This window comes from Balneola vulgaris DSM 17893 (genome assembly GCF_000375465.1).
Classification (GTDB): Bacteria; Bacteroidota; Rhodothermia; order Balneolales; family Balneolaceae; genus Balneola; species Balneola vulgaris.
Window position 1 is genome coordinate 14,277 of sequence record NZ_AQXH01000009.1, and the last position, 17,864, is coordinate 32,140.

Here is a 17,864-nt window from a genome sequence, read left to right on the forward strand (position 1 = left end):
TGACTAAGCTTCTGAGCTAATCGTTTCGAAAGGAACGATAACGTCATCCACTTCTTTAGTGCCCTCAAAATACGACAGTACTTTTAACATCACTTCATCCACCAGTACATCTGGACAAGATGCCCCAGAAGTAATAGCAATGCGAACTGGATTCTTTGCGGTATCCAACCAATCCTTTGTTTGTAGAATTTCTTTCTTCCACTGATCAAAATGGATGATTTCATCTGGGCCATGAAGTTCTCCGGCATCCCTTACATGATAAGTAGGGAAGGAATGCTCCAATATTTCCACTAGGTGCATGGTGTTGGATGAGTTATATCCACCAACAACGAGTGCGATATCCGCATCCATTTCAGCTAAGGCAAGCGTAGCCGATTGGTTTTCGTTGGTAGCATAGCATAAAGTATCGGAGGTGTCTGCAAAGTGTTCGAGAATATCCGATTCACCAAACTTTTGTATAGCCGCTTCCCTCAGGATTTCCATAACCTCCTGAGTTTCGGTAGCTAGCATGGTCGTTTGGTTGATCACACCAAAGCGTTTGAGGTCTTCCAATGGATTAAACCCTGGCGTTGCTTTATGAGCGAAATGTTCATCAAAATCTGAAAGTGGGCGCTTTTCCGTCATGATCTCAGCTAAGACTTTAGCTTCTTCGGGATTGAGCACCACTACTACTGCTGAATGCTGAGCGCTTTGTGAAAACGTAGCTCTGGTTTCCTCATGGCGATGTTTACCATGTACCACCAAGCTGTATTCTTTCTTCCCCAATTGTTTACCGCGCTTCCATACCTTTTCCACAAAAGGACAGGTAGTATTAAATTCGTAAGGATCGATTCCTACTTTTTGAAGCTCTTCTTGGATTTCCACTGTTGTACCAAATGCAGGTACAATTACAATATCGTCACTGTTTAGTGAGGAAATCGGAATACGCTCAGTTCCATCTGTATCAAATAAAAACTGCACGCCTTTGGCTAATAGATCTTCATTCACCGTTGGGTTATGAATCATTTCACTCAATAGATAGATGTTCTTATCCGAGTGCTCTTCTACGGCGCGATAGGCGATATCAATGGCGTTTTCAACGCCATAGCAAAACCCAAAAAATCGTGGCACATAAAATTGAACGGGACCAAAATCGAGGGTGGTTGGCTCCAAATCCTTCTTCATAGGATCAGTGATTTTAGTCGCTTCTTTCACCTTGCGGATGATAGGCGACTTATACATGTCTGGAATCTGGAATTTTTTACGAGCCAAAATGTGATCTATTGAATGTTGAGTGGTATCAAGCAGTATCTATCGAAGGGATAAATATACGGAGCTTCTGCAGAAACATCAGGAGGAAGAGGAGAGTTTCTTGGATCTTAGTTTTATTAAGCGATCTCGTCTACATCGCCCATTTTTACGCCAACTAATCGACTTACCCCTGTCTCAGGCATCGTTACACCGTACATCATTTCCGCTTTACTCATCGTCTTTTTGTTATGCGTAATGATGATAAACTGAGTGTCGTTACTGAAGTTCTTAATCATCTTTGCGAAACGTTCGATGTTGGCATCATCTAAAGGAGCATCTACCTCATCCAGTACACAGAATGGTGAAGGTTTTACCAAGTATATGGCAAATAGAAGGGCAATGGCGGTCAACGTTTTTTCTCCCCCAGATAGCTGTGAGATTCCCGAAGGACGTTTACCACGAGGTTGGGCTAAAATTTCAATCTTAGCTTCTAGTGGATCTTCCACATCTTGTTCAATAAGGAGATCGCAATTGTCGTCTTCAAAGAAAAGCGTTTTGAATACTTCCTGGAAGTTAGTTCTAATTTTCTCGAAGGTAGTGTTGAAACGCTCGGTGGCCGTTTCATTAATTTCATGAATGGTTTCTAGCAGCTGAGATTCAGCTTCCGTCAAGTCATTAATCTGCTCTTCGTAGAAATCTAGACGTTCTTTCTCTTCCTTGTATTCTTCAATAGCGAGTGGGTTTACTTCCCCAATGCTATTTAATTTTTGACGAAGCCAACTAATACGTTGTTTTGCTTCATCTGGAGTTTTGTCTTCTGGTAGCTCGCCTTCAACTTGCTTCATCAATACGCCATAGGTCTCCCAAATATGGTCAGCAAGCGATTGCGACTGCATCTCCATTTTCTCCTTAGCCATCGCTAAGTGATGAACCAGCTCTAAATTCGTTTCTTTTTTGCGGCGAACTTCTTTCAGCTCTTTATCAAACTGATTGATTTTACCACGTTGTATTGCCGCTGCTTCTTCTGCTTTCTGAAGGGCTTCATCAGCTTCTACTTTCAGCTCTTGATTGAGTTCAAGCTCTTCTTCAAGGGTGCTAATTTTAGCTGTGTATTCTTGAATGCGCGTCTTACTTTCTTCAGTAAGTTTATTGCGGTTTTCAATGCGGGCTTGAAGACTTGAAATACCCGTTTCTGCTCGGCGAACATCTCGTTCGTGGTTCTCAACTTTGTTCTTTAAATCCTGATGCTTCAGTTGGGCATCATTATAGCGCGTTTGAGCAATGCCACGGTCTTCTTCTAGCGACTCCAGTAAATCTTTTTTGTCTTGCTGCTGCTTGTCGAGCTCAAGCATATTGTTCTGAAGTTCGCGCTGTTTAGGCTGAATAGTATTCAACTCTTCCTGAGCGGTACCTTCATTCGACTTCAAGCTGTCTTTACGGTTTACTAACTCACCAATATTCTTTTGATATACCTGAATCTTTGAACTTAAGCTATGTTGCTGCTGCTCAAGTCGCCGAACTTCTTGCTCTTTTTCTTTTAAACCTTGGCTGAGAACACTAATATCAAGTTTCTGATATTTATCTACTATTTGAGCTAGATACTCTTCCAGCTTCTGAATTTCTTTATCGGTCTTGGTTTTTTCCGCTTCGAGCTTTTCGATTTTATCCTTTAAACCAACCCGAATTCCAGCATTCTTGTTTTTACTTCCACTTTGGTAAAAACCGGAGTTGGTAACTACTTCTCCGCTATAGGTAACTCCAATTGCGTTTTTGCTCTTTAGTTCAGAATAGGCCGATTCAACGTCTTCAAATACTTGAACATTACCGAGTAGTAATTGCTTTAATGCCGAGTATTCTCTTTTCGATTTCACATGATCAAATAAGCTGCCATCCTCAACATCGTAGGTTGCGGCAAGTTGATCTAATGGGATGAAGGTAGCTCTACCTTTGTTATTCTCTTTAAGCAACGTAGCGGCGCGCTTAGCCTCGCCAAGGGTCTTCACCACCACATAGTTCAATGCATCGCCTAGAGCCGCTTCAAGAGCTACTGCGTGCTTCTGATCGGTATCAAATATCTCCGATACTGTAGTCATGTCTTTGAACTCGAAGCGATGTTTTTCAATCAGGTACTTTACACTACTTGGGAAGGCTTCATTAGAGCTTGCCAAGTCGTTCATTAATCCAATTTCGGATTCGAGCGAAGACCTACGGCTTTGAAGGGTGCGCAGTTCGTCTTTTATCTCATTCTGCTTTTGCGCGAAACCTTCACGTTTTTCACGGGCTTCTTCTAACTCTTTTTCAAGATCGTCACGCTCTTCAGTAAGCGATTCCAGCTTCTTCTCAATAAGCCCCTGTTCGCCATTTAAATTGTCTATCTCATCGTTCAGGTCAACGATTTCATCATTAATTCGCTCTAGATCACCTTCTGTGTTCTCTAAACGCGATTCAATTTTAATTCGCTTTGTTTGAAGTTGACTCAGCTCGTTGTTAGCACGACTTAGTTGTACTTCAATTTCGTACAACTCATTTCTTTCGCGATTGTACTGTTGCTGAATCTGTGAATACTGCTTTTTTGACTCTTCAAGAATTCGTTCTGATTTCTCTAAATCTTCATCAAACGACTCTAACTTGGAACGACTATTGGTCAACAAATCCATGAGCTCTTTGAGGTCAACCTCGCCTTGCTCAATGTCTTTCTTGTACTCGTTGATAACCTTTTCTTCGTTCTGAATCTTTTCTTTTGTAATACGAAGCGAAGTGTCTGCTTCTCGGATGGCATTATGGAGTTGGCTCACTCTACGTTGAGCATCCGATTGTTGACGTTCTTTCTCGATTAACTGAGCACGTGCTTTTTCTTCAGCCGTTTCATACTCCTCGGCTGCTGCAGTAATCTCTTTCTTCTCTTTTTCAGCGTTACTTATTCGTTCTTGAAGTGGCTCTAATTCTTCTTGAATTTTTTTAAAGTCATGCAGAGTAAGCGCTTTATCTAGATGCTCTAGTTCTACCTTGTACTTCTTTGCTTTTTCAGCTTTTTCAGCCTGAATCTCTAACGAACGAGCTTTCTTTCGAAGTTCGATAAGGAGGTCATCAACACGCTGTAAATCTTTTCGAGTCTCATCCAGTTTACGTAGGGTGCGCTTTCTCTGGTCTTTATAGCGCGTAACACCAGCGGCTTCTTCAAATAATCGGCGGCGGTCGTTATTCTTATCATTAAGAATTTCTTCCACCATCTTAAGCTCAATCACAGAGTAAGCATCCGATCCCATTCCGGTATCCATGAATAACTCCATGATATCCTTCAGGCGGCAAGAGGTGTTGTTGATCAGGTATTCACTATCTCCTGAACGGTATAGCCTTCGGGTAATGGTTACTTCACTGTATTCGATGGGTAGAATGCCTTTATCATTCACGAAAGTGAGTGAAACTTCGGCCATACCCAGGGCTTTTTTCTTAGCCGTACCATTGAAGATTACGTTACTCATCGCAGATGAACGCAGCAACGACGGGCGTTGCTCACCCAGAACCCAGCGAAGGGCGTCTACGATATTGGATTTACCACAACCATTAGGGCCCACAATAGAGGTGATACCACTATCGAAAGAAACCTTGGTTTTATGAGCAAAACTCTTAAATCCCTGTAAACTGAGTTCGGATATATACATATGTTAATTCAATCTGCTCGGATGTCGAGATATAAGCTGATTTAATGGCCTTTCAACATCCATCAAACGGTTTAAACCGTCATGATTTCCTCTTCTTTCTTAGAGAGGGTTTCTTCCACTAGAGCAATGTTCTTGTCAGTGATTTTTTGTACTTCGTCCTCAGCTTCGAATTTTGAATCCTCAGGGAGAGAATCAGCTTCTACTTTCTTTTTGATTTCATCATTAGCATCACGGCGTGAGTTGCGGATACTAATACGAGCTTGCTCAGCTTTGTCTTTTGATAATTTAACGAGTTCCTTACGGCGTTCCTCAGTTAGAATAGGAAGCGGGATGCGAATAAAATCACCATCATTCATAGGGTTAAGCCCTAAGCCAGCGGCCATAATCGCTTTTTCAATATCGGCTAAAGCGGATTTGTCGTATGGCGATACCATCAACAACCGTGGTTCTGGAACCGATATGTTAGCGAGCTGTTGAAGCGGAGTTTGAGATCCATAATACTCAACTTTAACCCCTTCAATAAGTGCTGGATTTGCTTTACCCGCACGAATGTGAGAAAACTCTTTTTTTAGATATGCTACGGCATCTTCCATTTTGATGTCCGCTTCGTCGATAATTTCTTGTAATTCCTCTGGAATCATAACTAAAATGTCTTGTTAAATAATAAATGAGCCACTTTTATAACTTTGCGAAGTTACTAAAACTCATGGTTATTTCTTAAAGGTTTTTGTTAGACTGATTTGAATTGAAATAAAAAAGGGAAGTTCCTGAATTTCAGAAACTTCCCTTAAGAAAATAGTTTGAGGGCTTTACTCCCAAATTACGGTAGTACCTAAAGCTTCGCCGTCTACCACAATCTTCTTGAAATTCCCTTTAGTATTCATATCAAATACGATGATAGGGGTGTTGTTTTCGCGGCAAAGGGTGAAAGCGGTTAAATCCATTACCGAAAGCCTACGTTGAAGAACGTCATCACCGGTAATCACATCAAATTTTTGTGCATCAGGATTCTTTTCTGGATCTGAATCATAGATACCATCCACACGAGTTCCCTTAAGGATTACATCGGCTTCAGCTTCAATGGCACGTAGCGCACCAGCTGTATCGGTAGTGAAGTATGGGTTTCCAGTTCCAGCGCCGAAAATTACTACCCGTCCTTTTTCTAAGTGACGAACTGCACGACGACGAATGAATGGTTCTGCGATGGCTTCCATACGGATAGCGCTCATCAGTCGGGTTTTTACCCCTTGGCGTTCAAGTGCATCTTGAAGAGCCATACTGTTAATCATAGTTGCTAACATACCCATGTAATCGCCTTGAACACGATCCATACCTTCAGTAGCGCCTTTAACACCTCTGAAAATATTACCGCCACCAATAACGATGGATACTTCTACTCCCGCTTCTTGTACGCTTTTGATTTCTTCGGCGTACTGGGTAAGGATGTCACCGTCTATACCGTGACCTTGTGTCCCTAATAATGCCTCTCCGCTTAATTTTAGTAAAATGCGCTTGTACTTATTTGCCACTATACTCTGTTTTAAAAAATTAAAGGCCAAAAAAAAGGCCGTTCCGAATTGGAACAGCCTTAATGTAAGAAAAAAAGATTAAGCCTCTTCGCCTAATTGAATTCGACGGAATGACTTAACTAATGGAGTGTTGTTTTGCTCCAAATATTGTTTGATTGAGATGCCGTTATCTTTAACGAACTTCTGCTCAAGCAATACACGTTCTTCGTAGAAACGACGAAGTTTACCTTGAGCTGCTTTTTCAGCGATCTCAGCAGGCTTGCCTTCGTTGATTAACTGCTCTTTAGCAATTTCCAATTCTTTCTCAACAAGTGAAGAATCAACTTCGTCACGAGTAGTAGCAATTGGGTTCATTGCAGCAACTTGCATAGCTACGTCGCGAGCAACATCTTCGTTCTCAACCACGCCATCAAATTCAGCAAGTACACCTAGTTGGTTTCCAGCGTGGATGTAATCGATTACAGTTCCTTCAGTTTTCACTAAAACAACGGTAGAGATTTCGATTTTCTCACCAATTTTACCAACCATTTCTTGAAGGTGATCAGCAATAGTTTTGCCGTCAACTTCTTGAGCTAATAGAGCTTCTGGGTTTTCAGTTTCAGCTTCGTAAGCTGCATCTAAAAAGCTTTGTGCTTGTGCTTGGAAATCTTCGTTACGAGCTACGAAATCAGTTTCGCAGTTAATCTCGATAGCTACAGCTTTTTTAGCATCATCGCTTACTTTAGAAAGTACTAAACCTTCTTTAGCATCACGGTCGGCACGCTTGTCGGCTACTTTTTGACCTTTTTTGCGAAGAAACTCAACAGCAGCATCAAAATCGCCGTTGGTTTCAGCTAAGGCCTTTTTGCAGTCCATCATGCCCGCACCGGTCATGTCTCTTAGTTTTTTTACGTCAGCAGCAGAAATACTCATTTCTCTGAATAGTTTATAGAGTTAAAATTATTCTTCTTCTTCAGATCCAGCGTCAGCTTTGTCGGCGTCGGCAGTTTGGTCTGCATCTTTGCTTTTTCTTTTTCTTGAACGAAGCTTAGTTTTAACATCAGCTGAATCGTCATCCGATCCTTCTTTTGCTTCAACAGCCGCTTGTTCCATAAGCTCTTCTTCAGCGTTAGCTTCTCTTTCCGCAGAGCCTTCAATAATAGCGTCTGCAACTTGTGAAGAGATTAACTGAATAGTACGTGCAGAATCATCGTTACAAGGAATGATGAAATCAGGTACATCAGGATCACTGTTAGTATCTACCATTGCGATAACTGGGATATGAAGCTTGATCGCTTCGTTCACAGCAAGGTGTTCTTTAATGATATCTACTACAAAAATAGCACCTGGAAGACGACCCATGTTAGCGATACCGCCAAGGGTGTTCTCAAGTTTTTCCTGCTCACGTTCTAACATCAAGCCTTCTTTCTTAGTAAGCTCGTTGATAGTACCTGTAGTTTTCATTTTTTCAATCTCTTCCATACGGCTAATGCTCTTGCGAACCGTAGAGAAGTTTGTAAGCATACCGCCTAACCATCTGTGCGTTACAAAAGGCATACCCGCACGGATAGCTTCTGCTTTGATGATTTCAGTAGATTGTTTTTTCGTACCTACGAAAAGAATAGTCTTGCCAGCACGAGAAAGCTTTTGAATCTCGTCGAGAGCGTCTTGTAGGTAGTGTTGAGTTTTTTTGAGGTCAATGATGTGGATCCCGTTGCGTTGCATGAAGATAAAATCTTTCATTTTCGGGTTCCAGCGGCGAGTCAAGTGGCCAAAATGTGCACCTGACTTCAGTAATTCTTCTATTGAAGCTGCTTTAGGCATTTTTTCAGATATGTGTTTAGGTTTATCCGCTATGTGGGTCTTCCTTAACAACCAATCCTGACCTTATATCAGAACACCAGGTGTTAAGTCGCCACATATGTGTGGTTAAATTGTGTTGTATCGAAGTATAGCGAAGTAGGTATTAACGCTTAGAGAACTGGAACTTCTTACGTGCTTTAGGCTGACCGTATTTCTTACGTTCTACCATTCTATCGTCACGTGTAAGCAATCCATGCTCCTTAAGCATGCTGTGTACGCCTTCGTTCTCGCCGTCTAATGCACGTGCAAGAGCGTGTTGTACCGCACCTGCCTGACCAGATTTTCCACCACCACGCACAGTAACTTTAATGTCGAACTTGCCTTCAAGTTCAGTTACGTGAATAGGTAATAGCGCTATGTTCTGCATAGCTTTTACCGGTAGGTATTCTTCGATAGGAGTATTGTTGATTAAGAAAGAACCTTTTCCAGGCTTGATGTAAAGTCTGGCAGTTGAGGTTTTTCTTCTTCCGATGTAATTAGCTTGTGCCATTATTAAGATCGATTAAAGCTCGATGATTTCAGGGTTCTGAGCTGTCTGGTTATGCACTGGTCCAGCATAAACACGTAGGTTAGTCAATAAACGACGACCTAGTCTGTTTTTTGGAAGCATACCTTTTACAGCTTTCATTACAAGAGAGGTAGGATCTTTCTTAAGCATGTCTTCAGCACTTGTAAAACGCTCACCACCTGGGTAAAACGTGTGGCGGAAGTACATCTTATCAGTCATTTTCTTACCAGTAAGCTTCACCTTCTCTGCATTGATAACGATTACGTTATCGCCTACATCCATGTGTGGAGTAAAGGTTGGCTTATTTTTTCCTCTCAATATTGATGCTACAACAGTACTCACGCGACCTAACGGCTGATCTTCAGCGTCGATCAAAACCCACTTCTTCTCGATATCGGAAGCTTTGGCTGAGTATGTTTTAAAACTTAAAGTATCCACGATTAAACTCGTTTTATATGTTTTCTTGGAAAGTCGAAAAAGATAGGGGTATTTAAGTTAGATATCAATATCTAATTATACATTTGTTCCTCACAAGCAAGGGCAAACTCAAAAAAAATTACTTCTGCTCTTCTCTATCTCTCTCTTTAGGGTTATTGAGCTCGCTTAAAGAGCTGAATTTAACGAATTAAGAATGATCATGTGAAATCTGTTTAAGAAAAAGACAATGCTCAAAAAGATTTGTATCTTTATGGTCTATTCGAATTCAAAAACACATTTATAATGAGCGACAAATTTAAGAGCACCAAACTGACCTTTGATACAGGGAATGGTGAAGCTAATTATTACAGCCTGCCTAAGCTTAAAGAACTAGGCTATTCAAATATTGATACTCTCCCGTTTTCAATTAAAATATTGCTTGAAGCGGTATTGAGAGAATTTGATGGATATGCTATTACTGAACAGGATATTGAAACCCTTGCAACCTACAATGCTGCAAGCCCGCAAGGGGAAATTCCATTTAAACCATCTCGAGTAGTACTACAGGATTTTACAGGCGTACCTGCTGTAGTTGATTTAGCAGCATTACGTTCTGCTATGAAGCGCATGGGTGGTAACCCAACCGACATCAACCCTCAAGTACCCGTTGATCTTGTGATTGACCACTCGGTACAAGTGGATATGTTCGGGCAAGATGCAGCGTTGATGTTCAACGTTGAAAAAGAGATGGAGCGTAATAACGAGCGCTATGAGTTTTTGAAATGGGGTAAGGAAGCCTTTGATAACTTCCGTGTAGTACCTCCAGGGCGTGGTATTGTGCACCAGGTAAACCTTGAGTATTTAGGTCGCGGTGTATTCACCCGAACTGAAGAAGATGGTAGCATCACTGCTTACCCAGATACCTTAGTAGGTACCGATTCGCATACCACTATGATTAACGGACTTGGTATTCTAGGCTGGGGTGTTGGTGGAATCGAGGCGGAAGCAGCTATGCTTGGCCAACCAATCTCTATGTTAGTTCCGGAAGTAACAGGAATGAAGCTTACTGGGAAACTTCGTGAAGGCGTAACAGCTACCGATTTAACCCTAACCGTTACTCAGATGCTAAGAAAGCATGGAGTAGTAGGTAAGTTTGTTGAATTCTACGGCGATGGTATCAGCAACATGAGCTTGCCAGATAGAGCAACAATCGCAAACATGGCTCCTGAGTATGGCGCAACAATGGGCTTCTTCCCGATTGATGATGAGTCGTTACGCTACATGAGAAGAACGGGTCGTTCAGAAGAACTCGTTAAATTGGTTGAAAATTACACCAAGGCTCAAGGCTTATTCAGAACTGATGATATTCAAGATCCAGTATTCTCATCAACACTTGAGCTTGACTTAAGTACGGTTGAGACTTCGCTAGCAGGTCCTAAATTGCCACACGATCGTATTGCACTAAACAATATGAAAGAGGCTTTCAACAACTCGCTTACAAGTGATAACCCAACAATGGGCTTCAACTTAACGCAGCAGCAGTTAGCGAATAAAGGACTTTACAAAAATGGACAAGAAATTGAGATGAACCACGGTGATGTTGTAATCGCCGCGATCACTTCTTGTACCAACACTTCGAACCCAAGTGTAATGTTGGGTGCAGGTATCGTTGCTAAAAAGGCAGTTGAAAAAGGCCTTAAAGTTCCAGCTTATGTGAAAACATCACTAGCTCCAGGTTCTCGTGTAGTAACTGAATACCTAAATGAAGCAGGCTTAACAGAGTACATGGACAAGCTAGGCTTTAACTTGGTTGGTTATGGTTGTACTACGTGTATTGGTAACTCAGGACCACTTCCTGAGCCTGTAGAAAAAGCAATCCGCGAAGGTGATCTTATTGCCGCAGGTGTGCTTTCAGGAAACAGAAACTTCGAAGGTCGTATTCACCCATGGGTAAAAGCGAACTTCCTAGCTTCACCTCCATTAGTAGTAGCTTATGCTTTAGCGGGTACCGTTAACATCGACTTGAATAGTGAGCCACTTGGCCAAGACAAAGATGGAAACGATGTATACCTAAAAGACATCTGGCCAACTACTGAAGAAATTGCAGAGCACTTAGACAATGCAATTCGCCCAGACCTATTTGATAAGATGTATGGCGATATTTTTGAATCACCAACTTGGGAAGCAATTCCAGTATCAGGTGGTGACCAATTTAATTGGGACGAGAAGTCTACCTACATTCAAGAGCCTCCATTCTTTATGAATATGAGTGAAGAGCCACAGCCTATTAAGCCAATTAATGGCGCTCGTGCTCTTGTGAAAGTAGGAGATTCAATCACTACCGATCACATCTCTCCAGCAGGTGCTATTAAGGAAGACGCGCCAGCCGGTGAGTACTTGAAAGCCAACGGTGTTGAGAAAAAAGATTTCAACTCGTACGGTTCTCGTCGTGGTAACGATCGTGTGATGACACGCGGTACTTTTGCAAACGTTCGTTTTAAGAACCAACTAGCTCCAGGTACAGAAGGTGGTTACACTACCTATCTACCTACCGGTGAAGTGACATCTATTTATGATGCTTCATTAAAGTACAAAGAGAGCAATACACCACTTATTGCCATTGCTGGTAATCAGTATGGTACAGGTTCTTCTCGCGACTGGGCAGCTAAGGGTACTAACCTATTAGGTGTGAAAGCAGTTATTGCTGAGTCGTATGAGCGTATTCACCGTTCGAACTTAGTTCAAATGGGAGTACTACCACTTCAGTTTAAGTCTGGTGAAACTCCAGAAACATTAGGTTTAGATGGTACTGAAACATTCAATATCGATGTGGATGATAACATCAAAGCTCGTGGTGAAGTTAAAGTAACGGCTATCAAAGCGGATGGCACGGAAATCAACTTTATCACTGACAGTAGAATTGATACTCCTGTGGAAGTTGATTACTACCGCAATGGTGGTATCCTTCATACAGTACTTCTTGACTACCTAAAAAAGAGTAAAGCGTAAGTAGATTTACTTTTTATAGAATTCTCTAACCCTAGCTTTTTTTAAGCTGGGGTTTTTTGTTTTAAGGAGTGAATAGAGCATCTTTGAAGACTTGTAAAGAATGCCGGAAAATCACCAACATATGAAACTCCTTCTGCATGCGATTGAAGGGATAAATCGCACAGCAGAATTAAAACAGTTGCTCCTCAAGTGTATGGAGTCGGTATGTACGGTTATTAAATCAGAGGCGAGTTCTCTGATGTTACTCGACAAAGCCACAGGCCGCCTTCATTTAAGTATTCCTACCGGACCAGTTAAAGATCAAATTAAAGGCATGGTTATTCCTCGTAATAAAGGGGTAGCGGGATGGGTACTTAAAAATAAGAAGCCCTATCTGGTAAATGATATGTCAGAAAGTGAAGAGTTTTACGGAGATATAAGTGAAGACTTTACCACAAGGAATATGATTTGCGTTCCTATGTTCGATTCAAACAATGAAGCAGTAGGAATCATGCAGGCGTTAAATAAAAAAGGCGGCAAAGACTTTAATGAGAAAGATATTGAAACCCTTAATACACTTGCTGGGCATGCATCTCTTTCTATAGAAAAAGTGCAAGAAGTGGATACGCTCAAAAATGAGATTAATGAAAAAGATGAACGACTAAAAGAGCTCCACAAAGGTTTCGAAAATAACTTAAATGCCTTAAGTGCTTTTGTGCAATTGCAGGGTAAAATGCTTAGTGATGCTTCCGTTGAATTCATGATGAAATCAACGGGTGCCCGCATTGAAGCTATAGCTCAAGCTCATGAAGTGCTGTTCAAAACAGATAGTGAGCAAGAAGTTGACTTAGGTTTTTACTTATCACATCTAACCGAATCGATTTCGAATATATTTGAAGATCTCCCTAAAGATATTCGATACTCCTTCGATATTGATAAGGTGCATTTGAAAACAGATGAAGCACTAACTGTTGGATTAATTGTAACAGAAGTGATATTGAATATGTTTAGAGAGGCCTTTACCGGAATGGATAAAGGGGTGATTTCTGTCGCAATTAAAAAAGATGAGGGCGATAAAGTATTGGTGAGTGTTTCGGATAATGGAATAGGTTTATCTGCATTCCTTGATAGTACGGTAGATGAAAACCTGGCTTCGGTAATCATTAAAAAACTAGCTAGTTCGTTAAAGGCCAATTCGCAACAGATTCGAAATATAGATGGTGGCACTACATTCACCATTTTCTTTGCCCGCCAAGTGGATACCAAGTATTCGCTAACGCTCTAAGGAAAGCATAGTAAATTGTTTAGCGGCCATTGTACGTAATGGGCTTTTCAAGATTGTTTGAATCGCAAAATTGCGAAGAAGCGGTAAACGTTGTTTCCTCCCTAGCTTCATGTTGATTTCAGCATTTCTCGCAGCTTTTTTCACAATCTTACGAAAGGTTGTTTCAAATCTATCGAGTTGTTCTGGAATGCTATCTGCTTGAGTAGAGGCTAAAATTTTAGCAACTCTATATGCACCCATCCATCCTAAATTCATGCCTTGCCCTCCAATAGGACTAACAATATGGGCGGCATCGCCTAACAATATGCATCGATGATGAACAAATTTAGAAGCTACATAATGTTGTACTCCAAACGAACTGAGCATATTTACTTGCAACCCACTTAATTCAATGTTCAGTCGCTCTTTTACGAGTTCAGTAAGATCTGAAGGGGAAGGTTTTTTTAGCAACTTTGGAGTTTTTACAACCCACCTTCTCATTTTGTTAGGAAGTGGAAAGCATTCAATCATGCCTTCAGATGGCAGGTAAACCACAGCATCATCACCGAATGGGGTATTATCTTCGAAGTCGCCCATAATGTAGGTGTCGGGATAGGAATGCCCATTAAATGGTATCCCTAAAGTATCTCTGCAAAAACTGTTCTTACCATCACAAAGAAGCAGATAATCGGCTTCAATAATATAATCCATGTTATCACGTGTGTAGGAAACATGGCATGACTGTTTATGTGAAGTCACATTCGTAACCCGAGCTCCGGTAAGTAATGCATTTGGGTTACTACGATTGATATGCGCACGAAGTATAGTCTCTGTTTTAGACTGTGGACAGGCTAGTATATAGTTGTATGGTTCCGCTAGTTGGGCAAAGGAAATACTTCCTAACTTTTTATCAGGGGTATAGGCATGTCCATTATAAATTTTTATCCCTTCAGTTATGAAGGCATCTAAAACACCGATCTCGTCTAAGTATTTCAATGATACGGGATGAATACCTAGGGAGCGCGAATCAGGAACAGGCTCCAATCTTTTCTCTAATATGGTACAGTCGAATCCTGCTTGGTTTAGCATGATGCCTGCAAAAAGGCCAATAGGTCCGCCACCAACTATCACTATTTTCTTCATGCTGAATGATGTGAATAGGTGAGTAACAATCGAAATGGAAAGAGTCTTTGTACTTGCCAGTTTATGGGTGCACGTTCCGTTAATTCATGGTGAGTATAACTGCGTCGAATGGAAATAAGTCCATCAACTACTATCAGTGAATTTCTGAATAACAACCTTGCAAAGGTGGCAAATAGGGCGTAGCCTATATCGCTTCGTTCAATATCGTTGAAGATGACTTTGTGTGTAGATAGTTGTTCTGCATCCTTACAAACAGCATCGAATTCGGAGCTGTTTAAGTGATGTAATAAATGATTGGAGATAACGAAATCGAAAGTTCTTCCCTCATCCACTAAGTCAGAGCTTAGACCTTGCCTGAAAAATATATTGGAAGGGCAATCTAGTGAACGAACAAAGTCTAGTGCCCGGCGATCTAATTCTATACCTGTTATATCGAGTGTGTATCCTTCTTCAGAGGCTAAATCGTGTAGTAAAAAAGCAATGTCACCTCCACCAAAACCAATATCTAAAACGGTTGCCTTGCCATTGTTGGCTTTTAAAAAGGGGGAGATATGTGATTTGTAGATTTTCCGCCATTGTGAAAGTAGATTGTTAATGGTGTAGAATTGTTGGTAGGTAGCTCTTATGAGTTCTAAACTACATTCCTCACTATCCATATGTTCAGTTAAGTTCGTCGCTCGCTGTCGAAGAAATAGTGGCATATCAAATCATTGTGAATAGTCCGCTTTCAATGGTAAGACCAGGGCCAAAGGCCATAGGTAATACTTTATTACCACTTTGGTAATCCACATTCAACAAATCTGCTAAAACAAATAGTACCGTTGCACTACTCATATTTCCATATTCTTTTAGCACGGTTCTTGATGAGTGAATTTGTTGAGCTTCGAGCTGAAAGTGTTCTTCAACTTTATCGATAATTGAACGCCCACCAGGGTGGATGGCCCATTGATCGATGTCTTGATGAGACAATTCAAATTGATTGAATAGTGGTTGTAACACATCGTCTAAGTTTGCCTGAATTATATCGGGCACATAGGTAGATAAAACCATTTCGAAGCCATAATCACCAATATCCCAAGCCATATCCTTCTCCCCACTATCAGCTAAGGAGGATGCGAAGTTATTTATTTGAAAGCCGTGGTTTTCTGGTTTTTGAGCACTCATAATTAAACCAGCAGATCCATCCGCAAATACAGAACCTGATAATAATTGATCAACATCGGTGGAGCTTTGAAAATGTAAGGAACATAGCTCGGTGGCTACAATCATTACCACAGCATCTGGATCATATTCACAAAAAGCTTGAGCCATTTTCATTGCAGGGAATGCAGCATAGCACCCCATAAATCCAATATGAAATCGTTGAGTAGTCGGTTTTAGATGTAATGCTTTAACCAATTCATAGTCAGGTCCTGGTGCATAAAAACCCGTACAGGATACAGTTATCACATGGGTAATATCCTCGGGAGCGAAAGAACTTTCTTTTAATAACTTTGCGCCTGTTTCTTTAAATAACCGTGATGCTTCTTTCTTATAAACGTCATTTCTTATGGCCGTAGAGGGAGGAGCTAAAGTCGTAGTTCCGTTTAAAAATAAAGCTTCACCATTGGGTTCTTTGTGAAAGTCGGTAATAACGGAATGTCTTTTCTCAATACCAGATTGGGTGTAAATGCGATGTAGTATTGCTTGTGTTTTCCGATCTCCTTGTAAGTAGTGCTTCATGAGTTCACGGATGTTCTGCTGATGATTAAAACCATCAGGAACGGAGGTGGATATGCAATGGATATAAGAAGACATAGCGTTGTATTTATATACTAAATAAATACGCAGAACTAAAGGAGATAGTTCAAACTGTCTTAGGCAGAAGTGAGTTTGTTGAAGCGATAGTTATGCAGTACTGCAGCCACGCTTAAGCCTGAGATTAAACCAATCCACAGCCCTTCTGGCCCGAAGTCGGAGATGATGCCGAGGTAGTAACCAACGGGGAAGCCAATAAGCCAATAAGAAATAAAGTTCACAATCATAGGAACTCGTGTGTCTTTTAATCCACGCAGAGCTCCAAAGCCCCCTACTTGTAAGCCATCGGATATTTGAAATAACCCAGCCATAAATAGTAGCGACACAGACATTACACTAACCAAAGGATCATTGGTGTAAATAGCGATGATGGCATCAGGAATAGTAAATAATACAAGTGCGGTAAGAGTCATGATGCCTGCACAAATACCGATTCCTACAAAACCTCTAAATCGAGCTTTCGACATTGATCCCTGCCCCAGTGAAAAACCTACTCGTTGTGATATAGCTATCGATAAACCAAATGGAATCATATAGAGCGTAGCGGCCACATTAATAGCTATTTGATGGGATGCGGATGCTTCAACGCTAAGCGTTCCCATCAACACACTAACAGCTGCAAAGAGCAATACTTCCATAGCTGAACTAACACCATTAGGTAAGCCTACAGTGAGTAACTCTTTAATGATTTTAAAATCAGGGCCTTTGGTACGTGCAAATATATTGAAACGGTGAAAGGGCTTAAATTTGGCTGTAAAAATTATGAAGGCAATAGCCGCAAAAAGGTTTAATAATGAGGTGGCATAACCGGCACCTACAGCACCTAATTGAGGGAATCCTAATTTCCCATACATTAATACATAGTTGGCTCCTACATTAAGCACCAAACTTATTGCAGCAATGTACATAGCAGGCTTTGTAACGGATAATGCTTCACTAAAAAAGCGAACCCCAGCATAAGCAAATAGAGGGAGTATGCCCCATGAAATTGCATTCAAATATTCACTGGCTAATGGGATGATTTCGGGCGTAACTCCAACCCATTCCATAATGATGCCGAGATTGCGAATTAAGAAAAAGCAGGGCACGGATAAAAAAATGATTAACCAGAATAATTGACGAGCACTCATGCCAATTTCTTCAAATTTACGTGCGCCTAAAAGCTGTGAAGCTACAGGATTGATTGCAATCAAAGTAGACATGCAAAATATGGTAATGGGTAGGTACAAGGCATTACCAATGGCTACACTTGCTAAGTCTAAGGCTGAGAGATTCCCCGCCATCACCGTGTCGGTGAAGTTGAGCCCCATTCGCATAAGTTGAGTTGCTACGATGGGTCCGCCAAGCTTGAATAATATCTTGGACTCTTTTTTTATTTCATTTTGGGTACTCGACATGCCTGTGTATTAGGCGGTCAATGGTACGAACTTATCAACTGAATGCTAAATTAAGATTCAGGAATTTACCTCTTTTGAGCTACGTAC

At 41.1% G+C, this 17,864-nt stretch carries 14 protein-coding genes; 2 read left to right on the forward strand and 12 right to left on the reverse strand.

Features of this window, described 5'->3' with window-relative positions; translation table 11 throughout:
* Window positions 1-3: 3 nt before the first annotated feature.
* The 8 genes from ispH to rplM form a co-directional block, all read right to left on the reverse strand.
* On the reverse strand, window positions 4-1,221 hold the full coding sequence (gene ispH, locus B155_RS0112160; protein ID WP_018128540.1) for a 4-hydroxy-3-methylbut-2-enyl diphosphate reductase: 1,218 nt from the start codon (window positions 1,219-1,221) through the stop codon (window positions 4-6).
* A gap of 146 nt (window positions 1,222-1,367) precedes the next feature.
* On the reverse strand, window positions 1,368-4,892 hold the full coding sequence (gene smc / locus B155_RS0112165) for a chromosome segregation protein SMC (protein ID WP_018128541.1): 3,525 nt from the start codon (window positions 4,890-4,892) through the stop codon (window positions 1,368-1,370).
* Between the two features lie 71 nt (window positions 4,893-4,963).
* Complete coding sequence (frr, locus tag B155_RS0112170) at window positions 4,964-5,533, reverse strand: ribosome recycling factor (RefSeq protein WP_018128542.1); 570 nt, start codon at window positions 5,531-5,533, stop codon at window positions 4,964-4,966.
* Window positions 5,534-5,701: 168 nt separating this feature from the next.
* Window positions 5,702-6,421, reverse strand: coding sequence for a UMP kinase (gene pyrH / locus B155_RS0112175; protein WP_018128543.1), 720 nt, complete (start codon window positions 6,419-6,421; stop codon window positions 5,702-5,704).
* A gap of 78 nt (window positions 6,422-6,499) precedes the next feature.
* A complete protein-coding gene (tsf, locus tag B155_RS0112180) occupies window positions 6,500-7,333 on the reverse strand; it encodes a translation elongation factor Ts (protein ID WP_018128544.1) in 834 nt (277 codons plus the stop codon).
* 27 nt (window positions 7,334-7,360) lie between these two features.
* Window positions 7,361-8,224, reverse strand: coding sequence for a 30S ribosomal protein S2 (gene rpsB / locus B155_RS0112185; protein WP_018128545.1), 864 nt, complete (start codon window positions 8,222-8,224; stop codon window positions 7,361-7,363).
* A 142-nt stretch (window positions 8,225-8,366) separates the two neighbouring features.
* Complete coding sequence (rpsI, locus tag B155_RS0112190; protein ID WP_018128546.1) at window positions 8,367-8,753, reverse strand: 30S ribosomal protein S9; 387 nt, start codon at window positions 8,751-8,753, stop codon at window positions 8,367-8,369.
* A 12-nt stretch (window positions 8,754-8,765) separates the two neighbouring features.
* Window positions 8,766-9,209 (reverse strand): 50S ribosomal protein L13, encoded by a 444-nt coding sequence (gene rplM, locus B155_RS0112195; RefSeq protein ID WP_018128547.1) that lies wholly within the window; start codon window positions 9,207-9,209, stop codon window positions 8,766-8,768.
* Between the two features lie 282 nt (window positions 9,210-9,491).
* On the opposite strand from rplM, the gene acnA reads away from it, so the two are divergent.
* Window positions 9,492-12,197 (forward strand): aconitate hydratase AcnA, encoded by a 2,706-nt coding sequence (gene acnA, locus B155_RS0112200; RefSeq protein ID WP_018128548.1) that lies wholly within the window; start codon window positions 9,492-9,494, stop codon window positions 12,195-12,197.
* A gap of 121 nt (window positions 12,198-12,318) precedes the next feature.
* Window positions 12,319-13,461, forward strand: coding sequence for a GAF domain-containing protein (locus tag B155_RS0112205; protein ID WP_169331303.1), 1,143 nt, complete (start codon window positions 12,319-12,321; stop codon window positions 13,459-13,461).
* Here B155_RS0112205 and B155_RS13480 read toward each other — a convergent pair.
* From B155_RS13480 to B155_RS0112225, 4 genes are read right to left on the reverse strand one after another with little or no spacing between them, the layout of a single operon-like run.
* On the reverse strand, window positions 13,450-14,583 hold the full coding sequence (locus B155_RS13480) for an FAD-dependent oxidoreductase (protein ID WP_018128550.1): 1,134 nt from the start codon (window positions 14,581-14,583) through the stop codon (window positions 13,450-13,452). The genes B155_RS0112205 and B155_RS13480 overlap by 12 nt on opposite strands.
* Complete coding sequence (locus B155_RS0112215; protein WP_026167348.1) at window positions 14,580-15,284, reverse strand: methyltransferase domain-containing protein; 705 nt, start codon at window positions 15,282-15,284, stop codon at window positions 14,580-14,582. The genes B155_RS13480 and B155_RS0112215 overlap by 4 nt, the downstream gene beginning before the upstream one ends.
* 1 nt (window position 15,285) lies before the next feature.
* A complete protein-coding gene (locus B155_RS0112220; RefSeq protein WP_018128552.1) occupies window positions 15,286-16,380 on the reverse strand; it encodes a type III polyketide synthase in 1,095 nt (364 codons plus the stop codon).
* 59 nt (window positions 16,381-16,439) lie between these two features.
* Window positions 16,440-17,777 carry an MATE family efflux transporter gene (locus B155_RS0112225; protein WP_018128553.1) on the reverse strand — a complete coding sequence of 446 codons (1,338 nt, stop codon included), beginning with the start codon at window positions 17,775-17,777 and terminating at the stop codon, window positions 16,440-16,442.
* Window positions 17,778-17,864 lie beyond the last annotated feature (87 nt).